Annotated in this window: 16 protein-coding genes and 5 pseudogenes; 8 read left to right on the top strand and 13 right to left on the bottom strand. The window is 53.6% G+C overall.

Annotated elements, in window-relative coordinates:
- The first annotated feature begins 58 nt into the window (after window positions 1-58).
- Window positions 59-622, top strand: coding sequence for a helix-turn-helix domain-containing protein (locus tag KQP84_RS15900; protein WP_215847260.1), 564 nt, complete (start codon window positions 59-61; stop codon window positions 620-622).
- Window positions 619-1,131, top strand: a pseudogene (locus tag KQP84_RS15895) (GNAT family N-acetyltransferase); the annotation flags it as partial. The gene KQP84_RS15900 and the pseudogene KQP84_RS15895, both read left to right, overlap by 4 nt.
- Before the next feature lie 130 nt (window positions 1,132-1,261).
- Here KQP84_RS15895 and KQP84_RS15890 read toward each other — a convergent pair.
- Window positions 1,262-2,347: an iron-containing alcohol dehydrogenase family protein gene (locus KQP84_RS15890; RefSeq protein ID WP_215847258.1), complete on the bottom strand. Its 1,086-nt coding sequence runs from the start codon at window positions 2,345-2,347 to the stop codon at window positions 1,262-1,264.
- Between the two features lie 330 nt (window positions 2,348-2,677).
- On the opposite strand from KQP84_RS15890, the pseudogene dinG reads away from it, so the two are divergent.
- Together dinG and ybiB are read left to right on the top strand one after the other, a co-directional pair.
- Window positions 2,678-4,838: pseudogene (dinG, locus tag KQP84_RS15885) on the top strand (ATP-dependent DNA helicase DinG).
- Between the two features lie 29 nt (window positions 4,839-4,867).
- Window positions 4,868-5,836: a DNA-binding protein YbiB gene (gene ybiB / locus KQP84_RS15880; protein ID WP_215847257.1), complete on the top strand. Its 969-nt coding sequence runs from the start codon at window positions 4,868-4,870 to the stop codon at window positions 5,834-5,836.
- 1 nt (window position 5,837) lies between these two features.
- Here ybiB and KQP84_RS15875 read toward each other — a convergent pair whose 3' ends face one another.
- The 3 genes and pseudogenes from KQP84_RS15875 to hutH all read right to left on the bottom strand — a co-directional run bounded on the left by KQP84_RS15875 (window position 5,838) and on the right by hutH (window position 10,637).
- Window positions 5,838-6,995 (bottom strand): M20 aminoacylase family protein, encoded by a 1,158-nt coding sequence (locus tag KQP84_RS15875; protein ID WP_215847256.1) that lies wholly within the window; start codon window positions 6,993-6,995, stop codon window positions 5,838-5,840.
- Window positions 6,996-7,382: 387 nt separating this feature from the next.
- Window positions 7,383-9,067, bottom strand: a pseudogene (gene hutU / locus KQP84_RS15870) (urocanate hydratase).
- 10 nt (window positions 9,068-9,077) lie between these two features.
- Window positions 9,078-10,637 carry a histidine ammonia-lyase gene (gene hutH / locus KQP84_RS15865; protein WP_215847255.1) on the bottom strand — a complete coding sequence of 520 codons (1,560 nt, stop codon included), beginning with the start codon at window positions 10,635-10,637 and terminating at the stop codon, window positions 9,078-9,080.
- A 315-nt stretch (window positions 10,638-10,952) separates the two neighbouring features.
- Between hutH and hutC the strand changes: the two genes are divergently transcribed.
- Window positions 10,953-11,708 (top strand): histidine utilization transcriptional repressor HutC, encoded by a 756-nt coding sequence (gene hutC / locus KQP84_RS15860; RefSeq protein WP_215847254.1) that lies wholly within the window; start codon window positions 10,953-10,955, stop codon window positions 11,706-11,708.
- On the opposite strand, the gene KQP84_RS15855 is transcribed toward hutC, so the two are convergent.
- Window positions 11,692-12,231: a HutD/Ves family protein gene (locus KQP84_RS15855; protein WP_215847253.1), complete on the bottom strand. Its 540-nt coding sequence runs from the start codon at window positions 12,229-12,231 to the stop codon at window positions 11,692-11,694. The genes hutC and KQP84_RS15855 overlap by 17 nt on opposite strands.
- Window positions 12,228-13,616 (bottom strand): formimidoylglutamate deiminase, encoded by a 1,389-nt coding sequence (locus KQP84_RS15850; RefSeq protein WP_215847252.1) that lies wholly within the window; start codon window positions 13,614-13,616, stop codon window positions 12,228-12,230. Before KQP84_RS15850 ends, KQP84_RS15855 begins: the two co-directional genes overlap by 4 nt.
- Before the next feature lie 102 nt (window positions 13,617-13,718).
- Here KQP84_RS15850 and hutI point away from each other — a divergent pair, with 102 nt between their 5' ends.
- Entirely contained in the window at window positions 13,719-14,882 is a 1,164-nt protein-coding gene (gene hutI / locus KQP84_RS15845) for an imidazolonepropionase (RefSeq protein ID WP_243078521.1), read from the top strand.
- Window positions 14,879-15,702, top strand: a pseudogene (hutG, locus tag KQP84_RS15840) (N-formylglutamate deformylase). Before hutI ends, hutG begins: the two are co-directional and overlap by 4 nt.
- 32 nt (window positions 15,703-15,734) lie before the next feature.
- On the opposite strand, the gene KQP84_RS15835 reads toward hutG, so the two are convergent.
- On the bottom strand, window positions 15,735-16,367 hold the full coding sequence (locus KQP84_RS15835; RefSeq protein WP_215847250.1) for a flavin reductase family protein: 633 nt from the start codon (window positions 16,365-16,367) through the stop codon (window positions 15,735-15,737).
- 185 nt (window positions 16,368-16,552) lie between these two features.
- Between KQP84_RS15835 and rlmF the strand changes: the two genes are divergently transcribed.
- A complete protein-coding gene (gene rlmF, locus KQP84_RS15830) occupies window positions 16,553-17,470 on the top strand; it encodes a 23S rRNA (adenine(1618)-N(6))-methyltransferase RlmF (RefSeq protein WP_215847249.1) in 918 nt (305 codons plus the stop codon).
- 81 nt (window positions 17,471-17,551) lie between these two features.
- Here rlmF and ybiO read toward each other — a convergent pair whose 3' ends face one another.
- The 6 genes and pseudogenes from ybiO to rhtA all read right to left on the bottom strand — a co-directional run bounded on the left by ybiO (window position 17,552) and on the right by rhtA (window position 24,221).
- On the bottom strand, window positions 17,552-19,822 hold the full coding sequence (ybiO, locus tag KQP84_RS15825; protein ID WP_215847248.1) for a mechanosensitive channel protein: 2,271 nt from the start codon (window positions 19,820-19,822) through the stop codon (window positions 17,552-17,554).
- A gap of 126 nt (window positions 19,823-19,948) precedes the next feature.
- Window positions 19,949-20,671 (bottom strand): glutamine ABC transporter ATP-binding protein GlnQ, encoded by a 723-nt coding sequence (gene glnQ / locus KQP84_RS15820; protein ID WP_215847247.1) that lies wholly within the window; start codon window positions 20,669-20,671, stop codon window positions 19,949-19,951.
- Window positions 20,668-21,326: pseudogene (glnP, locus tag KQP84_RS15815) on the bottom strand (glutamine ABC transporter permease GlnP). Before glnP ends, glnQ begins: the two are co-directional and overlap by 4 nt.
- A 76-nt stretch (window positions 21,327-21,402) precedes the next feature.
- Entirely contained in the window at window positions 21,403-22,149 is a 747-nt protein-coding gene (glnH, locus tag KQP84_RS15810; RefSeq protein ID WP_215848313.1) for a glutamine ABC transporter substrate-binding protein GlnH, read from the bottom strand.
- A 329-nt stretch (window positions 22,150-22,478) separates the two neighbouring features.
- A complete protein-coding gene (dps, locus tag KQP84_RS15805) occupies window positions 22,479-22,982 on the bottom strand; it encodes a DNA starvation/stationary phase protection protein Dps (protein WP_215847246.1) in 504 nt (167 codons plus the stop codon).
- Window positions 22,983-23,306: 324 nt separating this feature from the next.
- Window positions 23,307-24,221, bottom strand: coding sequence for a threonine/homoserine exporter RhtA (gene rhtA, locus KQP84_RS15800; protein WP_215847245.1), 915 nt, complete (start codon window positions 24,219-24,221; stop codon window positions 23,307-23,309).
- Between the last annotated feature and the right edge of the window lie 23 nt (window positions 24,222-24,244).

The following is a 24,244-nucleotide window of genomic DNA, read 5'->3' as shown; positions in this document are numbered from 1 at the left end:
GCTTATTTTGTTTGTATTCTCACTTATGAGAATAATTTCCCAAAAGTGAGACATAATCATGCAGATTCAAGATACCGAACAACGCTTAGCGGCGCGTCTTGCAGAGCTTCGACTGCAACGCGGCTGGTCGCTGGATGAACTTTCAATCGCAACCGGAATCAGTCGCGCTTCATTATCGCGTATTGAACGCAGCGAGACCAGCCCAACAGCCGCGCTCCTTAATCGCCTCTGCGTGGCTTATGGATTAACCATGTCACGCTTGTTAAGCGAAGTAGAAGAGGGCGTAGACTTACTGCTTACGCGTGACCAGCAGCCGGTCTGGCAAGATGAAACCAGCGGGTTTCACCGCCGTAACGTTTCACCCCCTGCCACTCATTTTAGATGCGAATTGGTTGAGGGCAAGTTACGTCCCGGCGCTCGTATCGATTATGACGCGCCGCCACTGCACGGCATGGAGCAACATATCTGGCTACGTGAAGGCGAACTCACTGTCAGCATGGATTCGCAGCAGTGGACGATGAAAGCGGGTGACAGTTTACGTTTTCACTTAACAGGAAAATCCTCTTTCGCTGCACATCTGACAGCAGGTGCGCGCTATTTACTGGTGGTGTGCAAACCATGATCGATTATGAGCCGCTGAATGCGAGGCAGGCGCAACAGGTTTTGCCGCAGTTATGTGATGTTTTACAGGCGTGCGTGGTTGAGGGGGCCAGCATTGGTTTTGTGAATGCCGACGATCGGGAAGTCATAACGCAGTTTTGGCAGAATAAAATACGTAGCCTCGCCAGCGGCGAGTGTGAGCTGCTGGTCGCGCGTCAGCATGGCGTGGTGGCAGGCACCGTGATGGTGAATTACAGCAGCATGCCGAACGGCCGCCATCGTGCTGAAATCAGTAAACTGCTGGTGCGGCCGCAGGCTCGGCGCCAGGGCATTGCGCGTCAATTAATGCAACAGGCTGAGCAGCGTGCCCGCGAGCAAGATAAAGTATTACTGGTGCTGGATACGCGCAGCGGTGATGTTGCCAGCGATCTCTACCTTTCGCTTGGTTGGCAGATTGCTGGGTCGATTCCGTTTTATGCAGAATCGACAGCGGGAATATTGGATGCCACAACGGTGATGTTTAAAGTGTTAAAAAAGTTTAGCGCGATTAGTGTGTTACACAGCTTGTCGCCGAACAATGTTGTAAAGCGGGGTAGCCGCGACGGCCAGCAAAACGCGTTATGCCCGATTTACCGCAGTAAGCCGGGCATAAAGTACAAGATTAAACCTGCTCTGCTAACGTCTCTACTCGCTGAATAGCGGCCAGCAGACGCGCTTCATTCACCGGTTCCGCCATCATGGCCATGTCCGGTGCGTGTACCGATTCTTTGATTATTAATGCCCGTTCGGTGTCATCCAGTGAGGCAATGGCTTGTAACGTCAGCGGGACGCCGCAATCGCGTGCGAGCCGCATCTCATTCAGCAGTTCCGCGTCGGGGCGATTTTCCAGCGCCAGCAGGCAGAGATTACCGAAACCAACCAGCAGCCCATGACCAAACTCACGGGTTTTATCACAGAAGGTAAAACCTTCATAAATCGCATGGGCCGCAGCGGCATGCGAGCCATTACTCATCAGCGACGTTAAGCCTGCCCAGGTAAAAATCGCATCCAAAACCTGATCTAACGCCGCGCTACTTTCGCCATTTAACACGGCCTGATAGGCATTCGGGCCTTGCTCTGCAATGACGTCGTAACAGATTTTGCTGTGTGCCAGTGAAGAGCGCGCATTGCCATCACGGGCGGGATGGCGTTGGCTGACCGCCCGAAACTCATACCATTTTGCCAGCGTGTCGCCCAATCCAGCAGCTAACCAGCGCGCCGGCGCTTTTGCCAGTAAATCACTGTCGATTAATACCGCAGCAGGCGCTTGTGGTAAGGGAAAGATATCGAAAAAATTGCCGTTGTCGTCATAGCGAATCGCTAACGGCGTGACCGCTGAACAGGTTGCGGCGATAGTGGGAATTGTCACCAGCGGCAGCCCGATTTGCGCCGCCACCGCTTTGCAGGTATCCAGCGACTTACCGCCACCCACACCGATAATCACCTCTGCTGCTAATTCCGTTGCCAATGCGGCTAAGCGATCAATGTGCGTTAGCGAGGTTTCTCCGCCGAACCACTCTTGCGCCAGCAGCGTTACGCCTGCGGCCTGCAACTGTTCACGTACCTGCGTTTCAACTGCTCGCAAAGCTTGATGACCACCAATCAGCACGGCTCGCTGCCCCAGGCTGGCGCACAGGCCGCCAAGCTGATTTAACACGCCTGCACCACGCAGTACGCGAGCGGGAAAGACAAGGTTCATTTCATGCATTCTGTTTTTCCAGATCACCGAGGCCGGGCAGATCGCACAGCATCTCAAAAAATAGTGTTTATCTGCGGCGAAGTCATACCGCTGATATCGCAGGGCAAAGCAGGCATCGACTACAGCAAAAGTCGGCGTGATTATCAATCTGATCTGCCGCGACAATTGGCCATAATATTTTATTTTTTACGCTGTGCAGCCGTGAAAGAGTGAACATCACAACGCATAAAATTCTGAACATGACGCGAAAAAATCACAGCGAAAGCTGACGCCGTCCAGACACTGTGTAAAAATACAGGCAATTTCCTGTAGTAGAGCGTTCCTGGTGGTAATGAAACAATGGCCCTGACAGCAGCAATAAAAAGCCAGATAGCGCAGTGGTATAAAGCGCTGCAGCAACAGGTGCCTGACTTTATTCCGCGCCCGCCGCAGCGGCAGATGATCGCCGAAGTAGCGAAATGCCTGGCCGGTGACGATGGTCGTCATCTGGCGGTCGAAGCGCCAACCGGCGTCGGCAAAACCCTTTCCTATCTTATTCCCGGCATTGCAGTGAGCCGTGCTGAAGAGAAGCGGTTGGTGATCAGCACCGCCAACGTGGCGTTGCAGGATCAGATCTTCACCAAGGATCTGCCGCTGCTTAAAAAATCATTCCCGATCTCACCTTTACCGCTGCTTTTGGTCGTGGTCGCTATGTTTGCCCGCGCAATTTGGCCGCACTGGCAGCGGATGACGAGCAGCAGGGCGATCTGCTGCTTTATCTGGATGACGAAGCGATCAGCAGTACTAAAGAAGAACAAACCCAATGTGGACGCTTGCAGAAGTCGCTGGATCGTTATCAGTGGGATGGTTTGCGCGATCACAGTGAAGACAACATCAGCGACAGCTTATGGCAGCGGCTTTCTACCGATAAAGCCAGCTGCCTGGGCGCGCATTGCCGCTGGTATCGCGAATGCCCGTTTTTTGTCGCCCGCCGTGAAATTGAGCAGGTGGATGTGGTGGTGGCAAACCATGCGTTGGTGATGGCGGCAATGGAAAACGAATCGGTGTTGCCGCCTGCTAAACAGCTGATGCTGGTGCTTGATGAAGGGCATCATCTGCCCGAAGTGGCGCGCGATGCGCTGGAAATGAGCGCTGATATCACACCCGGTTGGAGCAGCTTGCAGCTCGACCTTTTCGTGAAGCTGGTGGACAGCATCATGACTCAGATGCGACCTAAATCGCCGCCGCCACTGACGAATCCTGAACGGCTTAAAGCGCACTGCGATGAGCTACGTGAGCTGCTCACGATTATGAGTAACGCACTCAATCCGCTGCTGCCTTCGCATAATCAGCCCGGCGAATTCCGTTTTGTGCTGGGCGAATTGCCGCAGGAAATCCTCGAACTCTGTGCGCGCCTGTTTAAGCTCAGTGATGCGCTGCGAGGCTTAACAGAAGGGCTGATCAACGCGCTAAGCGAGCAAACGGGCAAAGTGGATCTGGTGCGGTTGCACCGCAACCTGTTGCAGCTCAATCGTCAGTTTGGCTGGTTTGAGTCGGTGAGCAAATTATGGCGACTGGCGGCGTTGGAAAAAGCCTCTGGCGCGCCGGTATCAAAATGGATCACCCGAGAACTGCGTGAGGGTCAGGCACATTTGCTGTTTCACTGCGCCGGCATTCGCGTCAGCGATCAGCTGGAAAAAATGCTGTGGCGGAAAATACCGCATGTGGTGGTGACATCCGCCACGCTGCGTTCGTTGAACAGTTTTAATCGCTTGCAGGAGATGTCTGGTCTGAATGAGAAGGCTGGCGATCGCTTTGTGGCGCTCGACTCGCCGTTCAATCATATCGATCAAGGCAAGCTGGTGATTCCGCAGATGCGTTACGAGCCCGTCATGGCTAACGAAGCGGAGCATATTGCTGAGATGGCGGGATTTTTCCGTCAGCAAATGCACGAAGAGAAACACAAAGGGGTGCTGGTGTTGTTTGCCAGCGGCCGTGCCATGCAGCAGTTTGTCGCCTGTTTGCCCGATTTGCGTCTGTCGATGCTGGTGCAGGGCGATCAACCGCGCAGTCGATTAGTGGAGCTGCACCGCAAGCGAGTGGAAAAGGGCGAAACCAGTATCCTGATTGGCTTGCAGTCGTTTGCCGAAGGGCTGGATTTAAAAGGCGACCTGCTAAGTCAGGTGCATATCCATAAAATTGCTTTTCCCCGGTGGACAGTCCGGTAATTTTAACCGAAGGTGAATGGCTAAAAAGCCTGAAACGCTATCCGTTTGAGGTGCAGAGTTTACCCAGCGCTTCATTTACGCTGATTCAGCAGGTCGGACGCCTGATTCGCAGCCATCAATGTTATGGTGAAATTGTCATTTATGACCGCCGTTTGTTGAGCAAAGCATACGGCAGCCGCTTGCTGGCGGCGTTACCGGTGTTTCCGATTGAGCAGCCAGCAGCGCCCGAACCTGCAAAAATAATAAGCACACCCACGCAAACCGTGCGTAAAAAACGTCCCACGCGGCGCTAAATGGCCGCGCACTTTAACGGAAGCGAGTGATGGAACTGAATAAGATTATTAAAGAGATTGGGCGTGGAAAGAATCACGCGCGTGACATCGACTTCGATACCGCAGTGGCGCTTTACAGTGCAATGCTGGCGGGCGATGTTCCCGATCTGGAGCTGGGCGGCATTTTAATTGCGCTGCGTATTAAAGGCGAAGGCGAAGACGAAATGCGCGGCTTTTATCAAGCGATGCAAACGCAAATGATGACGCTGCGTGCACCCGTTGATCGTCCTATGCCGATTGTCATTCCCAGCTACAACGGTGCACGTCGTCAAGGCAACCTGACACCTTTGCTGGCGCGGCTGCTCAACCAGCTTGGTTTTCCGGTGCTGGTGCATGGCGTGAGTGAAGATGCCACGCGCGTAACCAGCGAAGCGGTTTTTGCTGAACTTGGTGTACAACCTGCGACCACGCAGCAGCAGGCGCAGGAAAAACTGGATAACGGCGAGTTGGTGTTTATTACCATCGACAACCTTTGCCCGCCCATGGCAAAACAGCTGTCGCTGCGCTGGCGCATGGGCGTGCGTAACAGTGCGCACACGCTGGCCAAATTGGCCACCCCGTTTGGTGAGCGTGAGGCGCTGCGCCTTTCCAGCGTGTCGCACCCAGAATATGTGCCGCGCGTGGGCAAATTCTTCAGTGACATTGATGCGCCAGGCCTTTTACTGAACGGCACTGAAGGTGAGGTTTATGCCAATCCACAGCGCTGTCCGGCAATCAGCTACATTCACGGCGCAGAAACGGAAGCAGAGGTGTGGGTTGAACGTCAGCCAGAAGTCACGCTGGAACTGCCAGGCGATAAAACAGCTGCCGTGACGGCGCGTTGGATTGACGCGGTGTTGGCGAAACAGCTACCGGTGCCAGAAGCGCTGCGTTTGCAGATCGCCTGCTGTTTACGTGCCAGCGGACAAAGTGACTCGCTGGACGCGGGATTACAGCGCCTTAGCGAGGCGGGTTATTAAATCAGGCTTTTGGCAGCGCCTGTTCAACCAGGTTCTGCCAAAATTCAACGCCCAGCGGAATCAGCGCATCGTTAAAATCATAACGGGCGTTGTGCAAAGGTGCCGACGGCGTTTCGCCATCCACACCTAGCCAGAAATAGGCACCCGGACACGCTTCCATCATGCAGGCAAAATCTTCTGATGCCATGGAAGGATTAACCTGCCATTTGACATTCTCTTCGCCAAACGTGTTCAGCGCCACTGCGCGCACCTGTTCCGCCGGCTCTGCGTGATTGGCCGTTACCGGATAACCGGGTAACCAATCGATTTCTCCGCAGACGCCAAACGGTTTCGGCAGCGTACTCACAAAATCTTCAATTAACTGACGTACCCGATCGCGCACGTCGGTTTGCAGACACCGCACCGTGCCGCGCAGCTTTATCTGTTCGGGAATCACGTTGATTGCCTCGCCACCGTGGATTTGCGTCACGCTCACTACCGCAGAGGCCAGCGGCGACAGGCGGCGTGAGGGAATTGTCTGTAACGCTAAAATCAATTCTGCAGCGACCACCATCGGATCGGCACCACTTTCTGGCATTGCCGCGTGGCAACTTTTGCCATTCAGAGTGATTTCAAAGGAGTCAAGCGAAGCCATCATTGCGCCAGGATTCACCGCCAACGTGCCCAGCGGCATGCCTGGCCAGTTGTGCATGGCATAAACCGCATCCATCGGAAAGCGCTGGAACAGACCTTCTTCTACCATTTTCCGCGCGCCGCCAAGGTTCTCTTCAGCAGGCTGAAAGATGAAGTGCACCGTGCCGCTGAACTGACGCGTTGCGGCCAGTTGTTTTGCGGCAGCAAGCAGAATGGCGGTGTGGCCATCGTGTCCACAGGCGTGCATGACGCCAGGTTGCGCAGAGCGCCACGCAACATCACCTTTTTCGGTGATAGGCAGGGCGTCCATATCTGCACGTAAGCCAATTACCGGACCTGCACCGTTTTCCAGCGTGCCAATCACTGCCGTTCCCGCTAACCCACGAAAAACGTGCAGGCCAGCCAGTTCGAGCTGTTGAGCGACAACATCACTGGTTTTGTGCTCCTGATAGCCGAGTTCAGGTTCCTGATGAAACTGGTGGCGCCAGCGCAGGGCATCTTCAAGCAGAGCAGGGGAAAGGGTCATGCAGAAACGCGCTCCTTACGGATTGAGAAGATTTCACTTTAGAGGTCTGGCGAGCGCACGTCTATTGCCGAAACAGGGAATTTTGGCTATAGGCTAAATCAAAATGGAATAAGTAATAAGGAAGTGCGATGGGTTTGAGTCAGCGTAGGCGCGCAGAAAGTGAAGCGCGCGCGGTCCCCCATCCCAGCCTCGCCCCGTGAAGCGGGAGAAGGAGACGCTGCCACAGGCAGCTTTACTACTCGCATATTGCAGCATCTTCCTCCCCCATGTATGGGGGAGGATTGAGGTGGGGGCCAAACGACCTCGCACTCAAGAGGATTGAGGTGGGGGCCAAACGACCTCGCACTCAAGAGGAGCGAGGTGGGGGCCAAACGACCACGCACTTCTTTACTTCTGCATCGGCAGATTCAGCTCATGCGCCTTAGCACAGGCTTGCGCTTGCTCATAGCCTGCATCAGCATGGCGCATCACACCGGTGGCAGGATCATTCCACAATACGCGACTCAGACGTGCATCGGCGGCTTCGCTGCCATCACAGACAATGACCACGCCCGCATGCTGTGAGAAGCCCATGCCCACACCGCCGCCATGGTGGAGGCTGACCCAGGTAGCGCCGCCCGCCGTGTTTAACAGCGCGTTGAGCAGCGGCCAGTCAGAAACGGCGTCGGAACCATCTTTCATCGCCTCGGTTTCACGGTTTGGCGAGGCAACAGAGCCGCAGTCCAGATGATCGCGCCCAATCACCACCGGCGCTTTGAGCTCACCGTTGCGCACCATTTCATTAAAAGCCAGCCCGGCACGATGACGTTCGCCCAAGCCTAACCAGCAAATACGTGCAGGCAAACCCTGGAAGGCGATACGTTCCTGCGCCATATCCAACCAGCGATGCAGGCTGGCATGCTGTGGGAATAGCTCTTTCAGTTTGGCGTCAGTTTTGTAGATATCTTCTGGATCGCCCGAAAGCGCAACCCAGCGGAACGGGCCTTTGCCTTCGCAGAAGAGTGGGCGAATATAAGCCGGTACAAAACCTGGGAAATCAAACGCATTTTTCACGCCTTCATCCAGCGCGACCTGACGAATATTGTTGCCGTAATCAACGGTGGGAATGCCCATATGACAGAAGTCGAGCATCGCCTGTACGTGCACCGCCATTGATGCGCGCGCCGCTTTTTCTACTGCCTTGGGATTGCTGGATTTCTCCTGCTGCCAGCGCGCCAGATCCCAATCAATCGGCAGATAACCATTAAGCGGGTCATGCGCTGAGGTTTGATCGGTGACGATATCGGGGCGTGGGCCGCCCGCTTTAGCGCGTTTCACCAGCTCTGGTAAAATCTCTGCCGCGTTACCCAGCAAACCCACGGAAATGGCTTTTTCGCTTGGGTCGCTTCTGCAATCAGCGCTAATGCTTCATCCAGCGAGGTGGCTTTGTGATCGACATAGCGGGTGCGCAGACGGAAATCGATACGTGATTCCTGACACTCAATCGCTAGCACACAGGCGCCCGCTAAGACACCTGCTAACGGTTGTGCGCCGCCCATACCGCCTAAGCCTGCGGTCAAAATCCAGCGTCCGCTGAGGTCGTTGTCGTAGTGCTGGCGACCCGCTTCAACAAACGTTTCGTAAGTGCCTTGCACGATGCCCTGGGCACCAATGTAGATCCATGAGCCGGCTGTCATCTGGCCGTACATCATCAACCCGGCTTTATCCAGTTCGTGGAAGTGATCCCAGTTAGCCCAATGCGGAACCAAATTCGAGTTTGCCAGCAGGACGCGCGGCGCATCGGCGTGAGTACGAAACACACCGACCGGCTTACCCGATTGAATCAGCAGCGTTTCATCAGGTTTTAACACTTCTAAAGAACGCAGGATCTGCTCGAAGCATTCCCAGTTGCGCGCCGCTTTACCGATGCCACCGTATACCACTAAATCTTCGGGGCGCTCGGCGACGTCGGGATCGAGGTTGTTCTGGATCATGCGGTAAGCCGCTTCAATCAGCCAGTTAGCGCAATGCAGTTCGTTACCGTGTGGTGCACGCACTTCGCGTGCTACGGCCTGAGACAGGGTTTCGCTCATTACAGGTTCCTTATTCAGCAGACGTTACAGCGCGCATACTCGGCAGCAGCGCAGTCAAGGATTGAGGCCAGGCGGTGCGACTTGCCCACTGACGCATGGCGTCGATGTCAGGTGCCAGCAGGCGATCTTCCTCAAGGAAAGCCACTTGCTCGCGAATGGTGCTGATTTCCTGCTCGATTAAGGCCGAACTTTGCAGCGGACGATGGAATTCAATGCCTTGTGCTGCCGCCATCGCTTCAATACCGACGACCGCAGCGGTGTTAAAGCACATGTCGCCCAGACGGCGTGCGGCGTAAGTCGCCATTGAAACGTGATCTTCCTGATTAGCGGAAGTTGGCAGGCTGTCAACGCTGCCCGGATGCGCCAGGGATTTGTTCTCAGATGCCAGCGCTGCCGCTGTCACCTGCGCGATCATAAAGCCCGAGTTCACACCGCCGTCGCGCACCAAAAAGGGCGGTAAGCCGGATAAACCAGTGTCGAGCAGCAGCGCCATACGGCGTTCAGAAATAGCGCCCACTTCAGCGATTGCCAGGGCGAGAATGTCAGCCGCGAAGGCCACCGGTTCAGCATGAAAATTACCGCCGGAAATGACGTCACCGGACTCGCTGAACACCAGCGGGTTGTCTGATGCGGCGTTGGCTTCAATTTGCAGGACGCGTGCGGCGTGGCTCAGGTTATCCAGACATGCGCCCATCACTTGGGGTACGCAGCGAATAGAATAAGGATCCTGTACGCGACCGCAGTTAGCGTGCGAACCCAGAATTTCACTGCCTTCAATCAACGACGTCACTGCGGCGGCAACCGCAATTTGACCTTGCTGACCGCGTGCCTGATGAATGCGTGCATCGTAGGGCTTCAGCGATCCCTTGATCGCTTCCAGCGACAGCGCGCCCGCCATGAGTCCCGCTGCGAACAGATTTTCTGCTTCGAATAATCCCCGCAGCGCCAATGCGGTAGAGACCTGCGTGCCGTTGAGCAGCGCCAAGCCCTCTTTGGGGCCCAGTACGATGGGGGTTAATCCCACTTTGGCCAGGCCATCAACGGCAGAAATCAGCTCACCGTTAACACGGACCTGACCTTCACCTAATAACATCAGCGACATGTGCGCCAGCGGAGCCAGATCGCCAGACGCACCAACCGAGCCTTTTTCGGGGATGCAAGGCATGATGCCCGCGTTGAACAAAGCCAGTAGCGCATCAACCAGTTCGATACGCACGCCAGAATGTCCACGCGCCAGGCTTACGATCTTGGTAGCCAAAATCAGGCGCGTTACGTTATCCGGTAGCAAATTGCCCAAGCCGACACTGTGTGACAGCACCAGATTGCGTTGCAGATCGGCCAGACGTGACGTGGGAATTTGCGTCTGTGCCAGCTTGCCAAATCCGGTATTAATGCCATAAACCACGTTGCCAGAGGCGACGATGGCGTCAACGGTTTGCTGTGCCTGCACGATGGCGTTACGTGCCTGGTCATCAAGACTAAGCGAAACACCGCCTTGATAGATTGCGCGTAACGTAGCGAGATCCACCTCGCCTGGAACCAGGCGCAAATGCTGAGAAGAGCCTGACATAACCTACTCCTGTCTATACACGTTTGCTGGGGCTGTTAGCCGCTGTTAAGCGCATTGACCCCGCGGATTTATTCGAGTGAAGCATATGGGTTTAATCTTGTCTATCCTTGTATATACAATTAGCAAGGGCTGTGCCAAACCGATCACAAAATTCATGCTTGTTGTCATCTGTGGTTGCGCTGTTTTTACCGAAAGGGTTTGCACTGCAACGATGCGCCAGCTGCACTACCAACGTGCATCTACCTGATATGGATGTATATACATTTGCAGGTTGAGACAGTAAACTCGGGGTATTATCAGGATAAGGAACAGCAAATGGTCGAGCATACGGCGATAGCACAACTGGCTGCGGCCATGAGTGATGAACCCGCACCGATTTATCAGCGCGTTAAACAGGCAATCGTGAGTCAGATTCGTGAAGGGCACTGGAAAGCGAATCAGCGCGTGCCGTCAGAAAGCGAGTTGGTGAATGAGTTGGGCGTCAGCCGCATGACCATCAATCGCGCGCTGCGTGAGCTGACTGGCGAAGGTTTTTTAGTGCGAATGCAAGGCGTGGGAACCTTTGTCGCGGAGATGAAAGGTTACACCGCGATGCTGGAAGTGCATAACATCGCCGATGAAATCGCCCAGCGTGGGAATCTGCACAGCTGTAAAATCCTCGCCATCGGTCAGAACAAAGCCGATCCTGAGCAGGCCGCCGTTTTAGGGCTAAGCACCGGGCAAACCCTTTACCATTCGCTGATTGTTCATTATGAAAATGAGCTGCCGGTTCAGCTGGAAGATCGCCTGGTCAATCCGCTCGTGGCACCGGATTACCTGACGCAGGATTACCATACCTTTACGCCTTACACCTATTTGATGCGCGTCGCGCCACTGACGGCGGGCGAACACATTGTTGAAGCGGTATTGCCGGATGCGCGTCAGCGTAAACATCTGGCGTTGGATGAGCACGAACCTTGCTTGCTGATCCGTCGCCAGACGTGGAGCGATACCAAAATCGTCACCTATGCGCGTTTACTGTATCCGGGTTCACGCTACAAGCTGCTGGGCCGATTCAAAGGACACGGCTGAGGCGGGTAAACAGCAGCTGCGCATCATCGCCTAAAGGCGTCAGCTGCAGCGTTTCATCCATCCACCAGACGCCCTGCTGGCGAGAAAGTGTTTCTCCGTTCGCCAGCTGCCATTCTCCGCATAACACCCACGCCACACCGTTTTCACTGCCAGCCTGTTTTGTCACCACCGCAACTGAAGATTGCCAGACATCACGCCGCGTCATGATATTGAAATCTTCACTGGCGCCCCCTTTAAGGCTGGCTTGCAGTGCCCACTCACCAGGGAAAGCCCAGGGTTGATGGGGGATCAGGCGATGCTGCAAAGTCGGGGTACTCAGCAAGACGTCATCACCGTGCAGCAGCGTGATAACCCGATCCACCCCTGGAAACAGTGAAAAATCCCCGTCCGCGGCAAGGGTGGCGATACTGGCGCGCCAGCCGAACTGCGCTTCACCAAGCGGAAAGCTGACGATCTCGCGCGTTTCGCCGCCGCCGTTGCGCCAGCGGCTAACCGGTAAATCAGCATAGGAAAAGCGCTTCATCGTAGTGCCGCCATGGTCTGTTTGAACCGCGCGGTGCAGGCTTCTTCTGCGGCATGATGACCGTCCTGGATAACGGCATTGCCCGCAACATACACCTCACGAATCTGATCGCGCTGTCCGGCAAACAGCCAGCGATTGAGCAGGGCGCGATCGTCAATATGGCTAAACCAGGCATCATCCTTGAGCACCAGCCAGTCGGCGCGCTGCCCCACGGCGAGTCCACCGCTGCGAATGCCGCACGCCTGCGCGCCACCTTGCGCCGCCTGTTGCCATAACAGATCGCCCACCGAAGCTTGATGAGGCGTGGTGATGCGATTGCGTCGGCGGTCACGCAGACGCTGCCCATATTCCAGCCAGCGCAACTCTTCCTGGGCGCTGAGCGAAACGTGGCTGTCGGAACCGATGCCCCAGCGTCCGCCCTGCGCGATGTAATCAACGGCGGGAAAAATGCCATCACCCAGATTAGCTTCTGTTGTTGGGCACAAACCCGCTACCGCACCGCTGGCTGCGAGTCGGCGAATTTCTTGCTCATCCAGATGTGTAGCGTGGATCAGGCACCAGCGCGCATCAATCTCAAAGCGGTTCATCAGCCAGGCCACCGGGCGCTCGCTGCTCCACGCCAGACTGTCATTGACCTCTTTTTCCTGCTCAGAGACGTGAATGTGCACCGGCAAAGCGGCGTCGCTGGTTGCCAGCACCTCGCGCATCTGCGCTTCGCTCACCGCCCGCAACGAATGAAAACAGAGACCTTGATTGTGCAGCGGCTTATTGCGCAGGTTGCTGTGCAACCAAGCCTGCTGCTGCAGATAGCGATCGGTTTGCTGAATAAAACGTTTTTGCCCGTCTGAAGGTGGCTGCGCACCAAAACCGCTGTAGCTGTAAAGCACCGGCAGCAGCGTTTGACCGATGCCAGCCGTCTCGGCTGCGTGAATCAGCTGCTGTAACATCGCATCATCAGGATAGGGCGCGCCATGCGGGTCGTGGTGCAGATAGTGGAATTCAGCGACCTGGCTGTAGCCGCCTTTCAGCATGTCGATGTAAAGCAGCGCGGCAATGTCGCCAACCTGTTCGGGCGTCAGGCGCTGCACCATGCGGTACATCAGATCGCGCCAGGTCCAGAAGCTGTCTTGAGGATCGCCAGCGACTTCTGCTAATCCCGCCATCGCACGTTGAAACGCATGTGAATGCAGGTTTGCCATCGCGGGGATCACGTCGCCATGCAGGGGCATCGCCTCTTGTGCCTGACTGTCGGGGATGATTGATTCAATGAATCCAGCCTGATTGACTGAAATACGCACCTGCCTGCGCCAGCCTTCAGTAAGCAGCGCGCGGGAGGCAAAAAAGTCGCCATGGTTGATCCTCAACGGATGTGGTTGTATATACATATACATACTTTGATGCGCAGTGTAAATCTCAGGAGCGATGAGGTGACAACAGCAGATGACTTATCAATAGACAGCCTGTGGCTAGGGGCTGATCTGGTGACTATGCAGGGCGGTAAGTACCAGATCATCGAAGATGGCGCACTGGCGGTAAAAGCCGGGAAGCTGCACTGGGTAGGGCCGCGTGAAACGATGCCGGCGTTTCACGCGCGTGAGCAGCATCAACTTTCGGGTGGCATCATCACGCCGGGTTTGGTGGATTGTCACACCCATTTGGTGTTTGGCGGCAATCGCAGCCAGGAGTTTGAGCAGCGATTAAATAACGTTAGCTACGCTGAGATTGCTGCGCAGGGCGGTGGTATTCTCTCTACCGTGCGTGCCACGCGCGCGGCCAGCCAGCAGGAGTTAGTGGCTTCTGCGCGCTGGCGACTGGATCGCTTACTGGCAGAAGGCGTGACTACGGTTGAAATCAAATCGGGTTATGGTCTGGATGAAGAGAGTGAGCTGCGCATGTTACGGGCGATTCGTGAGTTAAGCGAAAGCGTGCCAGCGGATGTGCTCGCGACCTGTTTAGCCGCCCACGGTTTCCCGCCAGAATTCAAACACAATCCCGACGGCTGGATTGATGTCATCTGCAATCAGCTATTGCCGCAGGTAAAAGCGAAAGGGCTGGCGGATGCGGTCGATGCTTTTTGCGAACATCTGGCTTTGTCGCCTGCACAGGTGGCGCGTGTGTTTGATCAGGCAACAGCGTTGGGCTTGCCGGTTAAGTTACACGCAGAACAGCTTTCATCGCTAGGCGGTGCCGCACTGGCAGCGCGTTACGACGCGCTTTCTGCCGATCACCTGGAATACGCCACGGAAGATGATGTTAAAGCCATGGCGCAGCATGGAACGGTTGCGGTGTTGCTGCCGGGCGCGTTTTACCTGCTGCGTGAAACTCAGCGTCCGCCGGTTGAACTGTTCCGCCATTATGGCGTGCCGATGGCGCTGGCAAGCGATGCGAATCCTGGCACATCACCGGCATTATCCCTGCGCTTGATGTTAAACATGGGTTGCACGCTATTTGGCATGACACCGGAAGAGGCGCTGGCAGGCGTGACGATTTGGGGAGCAAAAGCGCTTGGTCTGGAACAGACTCATGGCACGCTTGAAGCGGGCAAAGTCGCCAGCTTCGTTCATTGGCCATTAGCCCGTCCGGCAGAATTGGTTTACTGGTTGGGTGGTGAGCTGCCCTGTAAAGTCATCTATCGTGGAGAAGCACAATGAGCAGTGAAAAAATCAGCGAAACAAGCAGTGAATCCACCTGTTTTCACTTTACCCAAGGCAAGATCCCGCTGCTGGTTAGCATTCCGCACGCGGGAACGCTGCTTACGCCAGAGGTTGAAAACGCGTTGAGCGATGCCGCGCGCAGCTTGCCGGATACCGATTGGCACATTCCGCTGTTGTACGATTTTGTGCGCGATTTGGGTGCCAGCGTGATCATTGGCCGCTACTCACGCTTCGTCGTTGACCTTAATCGTCCGCCCGACAACCAACCGCTGTACACCACCGCAACCACGGGTTTGTTTCCCGAAACGCTGTTTGATGGTACACCGACCTTCGCGGAAGGAAAAACGCCAAGCGCTGAACAGCGCCAAAGCTATATTGATCACATCTGGCAGCCTTATCATCAGCAAATTCAACATGAGCTGGCGCGACTCAAAGCCGAATACGGTTATGCCTTGCTGTTTGATGCCCACTCGATTGCCAGCGTGATTCCTCGCCTGTTTGAAGGACGCCTGCCGGATATCAATATTGGTACCAACGACGGTGCCAGCTGTAGCCCAGCGGTGATTAACGCTATTCAGGCTGTGTGTGCTGAACAAGATAAATACAGCTGGGTGCTGAATGGGCGCTTCAAGGGCGGCTACATTACTCGCGCCTACGCGCAACCTGATGAGAATGTGCAAGCGGTGCAGCTCGAACTGGCGCAATGCAATTACATGGATGAAACACCCCCTTTGCCTGGCGACAGGAACGTGCCACCGCGCTACAGAAGGTGTTGAAGCCGCTGATACAGGCATTTATCGAACAAGAAAAGGTGTAAACAAGCGCGTCGAGAAGACGCGCTGTGATGCTTTATGCCCGACGAGCATCCGGGCGCACTAAATCAAAACGCTGCGCTTCAGTGATGCTGTAATAGGCGCTCGGTCCGCCAGCGCGCAGAATCGGCTCGGCTTTGGCGGTTTGATAAATGCCATTTTCCAGCAGCGTTTCATCAATATGAATCGCCACCGCTTCACCCAAGACCAACCAGCTATCAATCGGCTGACCTTGTGCACCCTGCAACTGAATGAGCTGCGTGAGCTTGCATTCAAAATTAACCGGGCTTTCCGCCACTAAACTCGGCTTGACCTGCGAGGCGGGCAACGGCGTTAAGCCAGCAATAGCAAACTCATCCTGATCGGCGGGCACCGAAGCGGAGCTCTCGTTCATCGCTTCTGCTAACGAACGCGTTGCCAGGTTCCAGACAAATTCTTTGGTCTCAGAAATATTCTGCACACTGTCTTTCCATCCGCTGCTGGCGAAACCGATGATGGGCGGATGATAATTAAAGCAGTTGAAGAAGCTGTAAGGCGCGAGGTTGCGATGACCGCTGGCGCTGATGGAACTGATCCAACCAATTGGGCGTGGCCCAACAATCGCATTGAGAGGATCGTGCGGCAATCCGTGACCTGCGCGCGGTTGGTAAGAGTAACGTTTGTGCGTCATGAAATCTCCGATAGCGTTTTTTGTTTTATCTTAGTCTTACAGCATTGATTGAGTCGGCGAGAATTGTGTAAGCGGATTGTGCGAAGCCGCGTAGTTGTCTCAAGCAGATGCTCCTCGCATATTCATTATTTATTTTCAGCGATGCACAGCGTATTGTACGCGCGCCCGAATAATTGAGAGAAAGTATGAAAAAGTCAGCCAGTTCGTCACCGTTCCATGCCCGTAATCGCCATCAAAGTGAATACGATTTTGCCGCCTTAATCGCTGCACATCCACCGCTGGCGGTGAAAGTGCGCCCTAATGGTTATGGCGTGCAGTCGGTGGATTTTGCCGATCCCGAGGCGGTGATGCTGCTGAATCAGGCCTTGATCAAGCTGTTTTACGGCATTGACTGGCAACTTGCGCCGGGTTCACTCTGTCCGCCCGTGCCGGGCCGTTCAGATTATGTGCATTATCTGGCCGATCTGCTGGCGCTGGATAATCAAGGAAAAATCCCGATGGCCGATGTGCTGGATATCGGTTGCGGTGCGAACTGCATCTATCCGCTGATCGGTCAGGCTGAATATGGCTGGCGCTTCACCGGCACTGAAATTGATGAAAGCGCATTGAAAGCCGCAAATCAAATCGTGGCTGCGAATCCCGGTTTGCAGCGCAATATTCGCCTGCGCCGTCAAAAAAACAGCGATGCTATTTTGGCGGGTGTCGTGAACAAGAACGATTTTTTCCACGCCGTGATGTGTAATCCACCGTTCCATGCCTCTGCCGCTGAAGCTGCGGCCAGTTCACAGCGTAAAGTGCGTAATTTGGGTCTGGAGAAATCCGCACCGCTGAACTTTGGTGGTCAGCATAATGAGTTATGGTGCGTCGGCGGCGAAAAAGCCTTTGTCAGCAAAATGATTCAGGAAAGCGTGGCGCTGGCGCGTCAATGCATCTGGTTCACGTCGCTGATCTCCAGCAAAGATAATCTGGCTGCACTGGAAAAACAGTTGCAGGCACTGGATGTAGAGGTTCGCGTAGTGAACATGGCGCAGGGTCAGAAGCAGAGCCGCTTCCTGGCCTGGTCATTTATGCCTGCGGCGACACGCGCGCAGCGTTTACGTTAACCCAACGTTTGCTTATTGCTTCCGCCACCTGCATTCAGGTGGCGGATGTTCTGTTTGTGGCACCGACAAAAAATACCGCAGTTATTGCGGGGCCGGTAACGCCGGTAAGCTGGCGGCGCCTGCAACGTCAGGCCCGGTTTGCATCACTTCCACCGTTTGGTGCGGCGCTTTGATGCCTGCAGCATCAAAATGCTTCTTCACCTTTTCATCTAAAGCAAAACGTACCGTCCACTGCTTAAGCGGCTGGGTGGTAAACGAGACGCGCACAGTAAATGCCTGATTAGTCAGCCCGACTAAACCTGCAAAGTTTGGTTCGCCAATGACCATGCCGCGAATCTCTGGGTTTTCCAGCAGTTCATTTACTGCCGCCTGCAGCGCACGATTAGCGCGTTCCGTATCCTCATTACGATCGACATCATAGTTCGCAACAAACGAGCCGATACCGCGCACAAAGTTGGCGAAGGTGGTGATCGAAGACCAGGGAATGATGTGATAAGCGCCGGTATCCTGACGTACGCCAACAGATCGAATTGACATGCGCTCCACCGTGCCGGTAATGGCGCCTATCGTCACCAAATCGCCGGTGTTCATGCCATTCTCAAACTGAATAAAAATGCCGGTAATAATGTCCTTCACCAGCGTTTGTGATCCGAAGGAAACCGCCAACCCCAAGGCGCCTGCACCCGCCAGCAGAGGCGCAATATTGACGCCAATTTCTGACAGTAAAATCATGATGGTAATAGTGCTAATCACCACGGCTAACGCGTTGCGGAACAGTGTCAGCAGCGTACGTGTGCGGGCGCTGGGCATTGGTCGGCCATGTGAATCAGAGGCGAGACGGCTTTCAATCAAACTCGCCAGCACCGTCCAGCCGATCGCGGACAGCAGTAAAATCATCACGATGCGGATCAGGATATCCACCATTTTTTCGCCAGCACCAATGGTTAGCCAATGCCAAAGATCAAACAGGTTCCAGGCATTAAGTAGCAGCAGCAAGGTGGCAAAAACCGTGAGAATGCGGGCCAGCTTTAGCATGGCGCGAACCCAGTCATTCACGCGCTTTTGCAATTCAGGGTAATTGCGGCGTAGATCGGGTGACAAAATAATGGTTTTACCTATCCAGCGCGTCAAAATACCGGAAACAAAAGCGGCAATGCCGACAATGGCCAGGCTGCGTACCGTGGCGGACATCATAAATTTCAGGCTGTCGCCGGGATTGAAAATCGAAAACAAAAACAGCGCGATAAAATACGCGCTCGCCAACCAGTGCCAGAACAGCGCAAACGCTCGAATGAAGAAGGCAAAAAAGGCCATGCTGCGGTTGGCTAATCCAATCAACGCATTATGAATATTGCGTTTGTTACTGAATATCAGCCACTGCGCCCAACAGGTCATGATCGCCATAATGGCAATGTTCAGTAGCGCTGCAATTTGCACGTTCACCTGATTAGACACAATCGGCACGATCACCAATAAACCGTAACCCATAATGCCGCTGAGCCAGCTTAGCCGCGTATTCCAGTAGCTGGCGCGCTCATCGTTGAGATGAAAAAAACGGAGTTCAGGAAAATGCGGGCAGAAAATCAGGCGCAACAGCGCTTTAAAAAATTCGATCAAGGCAAAGGCGTTGAGGAACAAACCCTGCTGATAGGCGATAGTGCGGCTACCGCCGTGAAAGTTATCACTGATAATTTGGCCGATAAACAACGCCAGCGCCAGTAGTAGCAGGTCAATGATAAACGCGCCAATGATGGTAGCGGGAAGGTGTAGCCAGTTACGGTGATCGCGGTTTTTCTGTCGTCCCCATGCTCCAAGACGTTGATAGAGTGGATAAACCAAACGACGCAGCAGCCAGTAAAGGGAAAACATCGCCAAGGCCAGGCCGGAAAAATGGTTTACCGCATTCACAAAGGTCACGGGATTAAAGGGTTTATGTGGCGCGTAGAGAATATTGTCGTGCAGCCGAATGAATTGCGTAGCGGCTTCACCGCCATATTGGCGCGTCATATCGGTGAGCCCTTGCAACACGGTCTTTTCTTCCGGCTCCTCGGTTGGCGGTGCCAGTTCTGGTGTACCGGTATCGGTGGGTGTCGCGGCGGCATTACGCAGTTGCTCAATTAATTCCTGGCGGGACTGATCGTTATCAAGAATGTTTGCCAATGCCGCATACGCGGCTTTTTTATCACTCAGGCCAGGTTCTTGCGCATTACCTGAATCGGTTTTGGTTTGTTGTGCCGCAACAGCGGCTTGGGGCAATGAAACGGCTTGTGCTGTAGGTAGCGTAATGAAAAATAACAGACAGAGCAGAATCCAACGCCGCAAAAATGTGCGGGGTGGGCAGGCTGACAACATGGCTTTCTCCTTAGCAACATGCTTGCTTCACAAGAGAAAAAGTATAGTCAGGGATGGCGAATCAAAATTCTGAAAGAAGAAGGGCAGATAAAAAAGGGCCGCAATCTTATAAAGCGGCCCGTTTTATCAAGAGACGTGCTGCAAGAATTCGCGCAGACGATCGCTCGGTGGATTGCTGATTAACGCATCGGGATTGCCATCTTCAGCAATGCGGCCTTTGTCGATGAAAATCAGGCGTGAGGCAACTTTCTGAGCGAAGCCAACTTCATGGGTGACGATCACCATGGTCATGCCTTCTTCGGCCAAATCCTGCATCACTTTTAACACTTCGTGACGCAGTTCAGGATCGAGCGCGGAGGTTGGCTCATCAAACAGCATCATCTTAGGCTTCACCGCCAGCGCACGTGCAATCGCAACGCGTTGCTGCTGACCACCAGAAAGTTCAGAAGGGAAGTGGTGGGCGCGTTCCGCCAGACCGACTTTGCCCAAGAGTTCCTGCGCCAGTGCGCGCGCTGCCTCTTTTTTCGCACCACGGACGCGAATCGGTCCAAAAGCAACGTTATCCAACGCGCTCATCTGTGGAAACAGATGGAACTGCTGGAACACCATCCCCGCTTCCTGGCGGATCAGACGCTCATCAACTTTGGGGTCATTCACTTTTAATCCATCAACAATCAGCTCGCCGCTGGTGATCTCTTCCAACTTATTGATGCAGCGTAGCAGCGTGGATTTACCTGAACCAGAAGGGCCGATAATCACCACCACTTCACCCTGATTAATCTTCAGGTCGATGTTATGCAGCACCTGCGTTTTACCAAAATGCTTCGAGACGTCTTTAAATTCAATCACAGGATTTTCACCCTTTTTTCAATACGGCGCAGCACAAAGCTCAACACCAGCGTAATCACCAGATAAATGATCGCAACCGCGCTCCAGATTTCCAGTGCACGGAAGTTACCGGCAATAATTTCCTGACCCTGACGTGTCAGTTCCGCCACGCCGATAACGATGAACAGCGAGGTGTCTTTAATGCTGACAATCCACTGGTTGCCCAGCGGTGGCAACATGCGGCGCAGCGCCAGCGGCATAATGACATAACGCAAGGTTTCACGGCGTGACAGGCCAAGCGCCAATCCGGCTTCGCGAAAACCTTTATTAATGGATAACACCGCGCCGCGCGTGATCTCCGCGATATAGGCACCCGAGTTAATCATGATAGTGACAACCGCTGCGCTGAACGGATCAATGCGCAAGTCTGGGAAAGCCATGGGCAAGGCGAAATAGATGAACATTACCTGCACCACGATTGGCGTGCCGCGGATAATTTCAATGAACACCAGTGCGAGGTTGTTGGTGAACCAACCGCCGTAGGCGCGGGCAAAACCTGCGACCAAACCGATGATCAACCCCCAATCAGCCCAATAACGGAGATGATTAAGGTCAGTTTGGCGCCTTCAAGCAGCGCGGGCATGGCTGGCCAGATAACGCTCCAGTCGAACTCCATGGTGAACTCCAGATATGTTGCGATGGAAAAAAGCAGGGAAATGTTCCCTGCTGAAAATTAAACCGAGCTCAGATTATTATTTAGGTTCGCTGCCGAACCATTTTTTGTACAGCTCGTTGTAAGTCCCGTTTTCTTTAATGGTCTTCAGTGCGCCGTTTACTTTTTCACGTAAATCGTCGCTGCCTTTCGGGAAGGCGATACCATATTGCTGAGCTTCAATTGAGTCGCCTACCGCTTTGAAGCGGCCTTTACCGGCGGTGTTGATGAAGTACAGAATATTTGGCGTGTCGTGCAGTACAGCGTCAGCACGGTTGGTGCCAAGCTCCATATAAGCGCTGTCAATATTTGGGAACTGGCGCAGATCTTTAGATTTGATATTCGCTTTAGCGTATTCGACCGAACCGGTTCCGCTTTTCACTGCCACGACTTTGCCGTTCAGATCGCTGATGCCTTTGATGTCGTTTTCGTTGTTACGCACCATCACCAACAAGCCGCTTTTGTAGTAACCGTCAGAAAACTCAATGGCTTTTTTACGTTCTTCGGTAATGGTAATACCCGCTAACGCCAGGTCAACGTTGCGCGTTTGCAGTGCAGGAATGATGCCGCTGAAGTCCATCGGTTTCAGGGTGTAATCCAGTTTCAGTTCTTTCGCGATAGCTGCCCACAAATCAACGTCAAAACCGACGTATTTGTCGCCTTGCTTAAATTCGAAAGGAACAAAGGCGGTGTCAGTTGCGACAACCAACTTCTTTTCAGCTGCGGTAGAAGAGAGTGAGAAGGCCAGCGCCAGCGCGGCCACAGAGACTTTAAACAGTGACTTCATCATTTTTCCTTATTACTACAAGGTTATAAAACCCGTGTTTGCGGCTTGTCATATGAAAGAATTATGCCAACTTTGCAAAATCTCTAAAATCAGTGAGTTGGACAGGCTGGCTGACACGATTTTGCATCGCATTAGCGCTTTGCACTAAAATGGCGCCCTATATTGGTGCGTAAGGTTATTTTGGTGCAACAGGAAGTGTGACGTAAAAGCGGAGGCGGTAAAAATCTGAAAGGGAAAACTGTTAACGAAGTCATAAAAAGCCGGTAACAAGGCATAAAAAAAGGCGGGTTTCCCCGCCTGATTTATCATGTTGAACGTTCACTTATAACTTATTCAATATTTGCTTCGATAAACCACAGGAATTTATCGAGGTCACGTGACGCTGCGGTAAAGATATCAGCGGTATCTTCATCCTTCACTTCAGTGATGGCTTTACGTACATCGTTAGCAACCAGACCGTAGCGATCTGCCAGTGCTTTAAGATGATCCTGTACGCTATGAATATTCAGCGGATAGCTTTGCAGTGGCGTTTTATCACTCACCACCTGCGCTGTACCGAGTGCTACGCCGCCCAACTGCACAACGCGTTCTGCAATCGTGTCCTGATGATCGGTAATTGTGGTGCGGAAGCCGTCCAGCATCTCATGCACACCAATAAAGTTCGCACCGCGCATGTTCCAGTGCGCTTGCTTAGTGATCAACGACAGGTCAATGAACTCCACTACCAGCCGGTTCAGCACCTCGATGGTGGCTTTTTTATCGTTTTCAGCCACGTCATTACGGGTGTAAATGAGATCAGAAGAATTTGTTTTAACCAGTTTAGCGGTACTCATCGTTTCAGTCCTCTCTTTGATGGTTGTCCTAGTCAAGTACGGGAATAAGTATAGCAGCGCTTTGGGAGTTTGCAGTAACGGCTATGCCGATGGCTGAAATAGAGCACTTCCTGGTTATAAATAAGCATTTAGCCAAGGTAGTTAATGCAATGTTAAATTTAGCGTGAGCTAAAAATTTAATATTTACAGGTGGTTAGGTTAATGTGTCAATGTGGTATATCTGACTGTTTCAAAATAATACGGTAAAAGCCGTTCGTTAATTAAGAAGGCTTATCAAGATTAATACGCTTGTTATTTGGCCCGCGTTTTCACAGGCCAAATAATTTATTTTGGCGCTGCATTATTTAACTCAACCTCACTTAACCGGTTCTTTTTTGGCTTCATTGTGAGTGTCGAACCGGCAGAAGCTATGATGATCGCCAGCAAGGCAAGACATTGTTGTCCATTCAGGGTTTCGCCAAGAAAAAGCATGCCCGATAACGCTGCCATCGCGGGTTCCAGACTCATCAACGTACCAAAAATGCGTGCCGGTAAGCGGGTTAACGCGATCATTTCAAGAGAATAGGGGATGGCACTGGAAAGCAGAGCGACCAGCAACGCAATGGGAAGCACACTCCAGTGCCAGATGCCGCTTTCCGCAAAAGTCAGACCCAGCGGCACAAAAATAACAGAAGCAATCAACGAACCCATCGCCACGGTGGCAGGACCGTGTTCCGCGCCCGCACGTTGCCCCGCCAAAATATAAAATGCCCAACATGCGCCTGCGCCAACAGCGCATGCTGCACCCAGCGGATCGATTGCCGTCATGTTCGCGCCGAACGGCAGCAAAAACCATAATCCAATCACGGCCAGCACGACCCAGACAAAATCCAGCAAGCGGCGTGAACCAAGCAGTGCAAGCGTTAAGGGACCGGTGAATTCCAGCGCAACCGCCACGCCAAGCGGCACGGTACGAATAGAAAGATAAAACAAGAAGTTCATAGCGCCGAGCGACAGGCCATACATCAATAGCGGCATGCGCTGCGCACGCGTGAAATGTAGACGCCACGGCTTAAAAATTGCACAGAGAATAAGCGTCCCCAGCCCTAAACGTAACGCTGTAATCCCGGTGGCACCCACAGTGGAAAAAAGCGACTTGGCCAGCGATGCGCCGCCTTGCAGTGAAAGCATCGCGATGAGCAGTACCGCAATAGGCATTAAAACCGGTGCGAGATTTCTTAGGGGTGAGGTAGGTGACATCCTGTGGCTACATCCTGATCATT

The organism is Candidatus Pantoea bituminis, from assembly GCF_018842675.1.
Classification (GTDB): Bacteria; Pseudomonadota; Gammaproteobacteria; order Enterobacterales; family Enterobacteriaceae; genus Pantoea; species Pantoea phytostimulans.
Note: the sequence above shows the minus strand (reverse complement) of the source record. Positions and strands in the feature narration are given on the sequence as shown.

Bases quoted from the DNA above. Each gene is read 5' to 3' on its own strand.
- dps (WP_215847246.1), bottom strand. From the start codon at position 22,982: ATGAGTACCGCTAAACTGGTTAAAACAAATTCTTCTGATCTCATTTAC.
- rhtA (WP_215847245.1), bottom strand. From the start codon at position 24,221: ATGTCACCTACCTCACCCCTAAGAAATCTCGCACCGGTTTTAATGCCT.
- KQP84_RS15875 (WP_215847256.1), bottom strand. From the start codon at position 6,995: ATGACCCTTTCCCCTGCTCTGCTTGAAGATGCCCTGCGCTGGCGCCAC.
- KQP84_RS15900 (WP_215847260.1), top strand. From the start codon at position 59: ATGCAGATTCAAGATACCGAACAACGCTTAGCGGCGCGTCTTGCAGAG.
- hutI (WP_243078521.1), top strand. From the start codon at position 13,719: ATGCAGGGCGGTAAGTACCAGATCATCGAAGATGGCGCACTGGCGGTA.
- KQP84_RS15890 (WP_215847258.1), bottom strand. From the start codon at position 2,347: ATGCATGAAATGAACCTTGTCTTTCCCGCTCGCGTACTGCGTGGTGCA.
- ybiB (WP_215847257.1), top strand. From the start codon at position 4,868: ATGGAACTGAATAAGATTATTAAAGAGATTGGGCGTGGAAAGAATCAC.
- KQP84_RS15855 (WP_215847253.1), bottom strand. From the start codon at position 12,231: ATGAAGCGCTTTTCCTATGCTGATTTACCGGTTAGCCGCTGGCGCAAC.
- rlmF (WP_215847249.1), top strand. From the start codon at position 16,553: ATGAAAAAGTCAGCCAGTTCGTCACCGTTCCATGCCCGTAATCGCCAT.
- KQP84_RS15835 (WP_215847250.1), bottom strand. From the start codon at position 16,367: ATGACGCACAAACGTTACTCTTACCAACCGCGCGCAGGTCACGGATTG.
- hutC (WP_215847254.1), top strand. From the start codon at position 10,953: ATGGTCGAGCATACGGCGATAGCACAACTGGCTGCGGCCATGAGTGAT.
- KQP84_RS15850 (WP_215847252.1), bottom strand. From the start codon at position 13,616: ATGTATATACAACCACATCCGTTGAGGATCAACCATGGCGACTTTTTT.
- glnH (WP_215848313.1), bottom strand. From the start codon at position 22,149: ATGAAGTCACTGTTTAAAGTCTCTGTGGCCGCGCTGGCGCTGGCCTTC.
- ybiO (WP_215847248.1), bottom strand. From the start codon at position 19,822: ATGTTGTCAGCCTGCCCACCCCGCACATTTTTGCGGCGTTGGATTCTG.
- hutH (WP_215847255.1), bottom strand. From the start codon at position 10,637: ATGTCAGGCTCTTCTCAGCATTTGCGCCTGGTTCCAGGCGAGGTGGAT.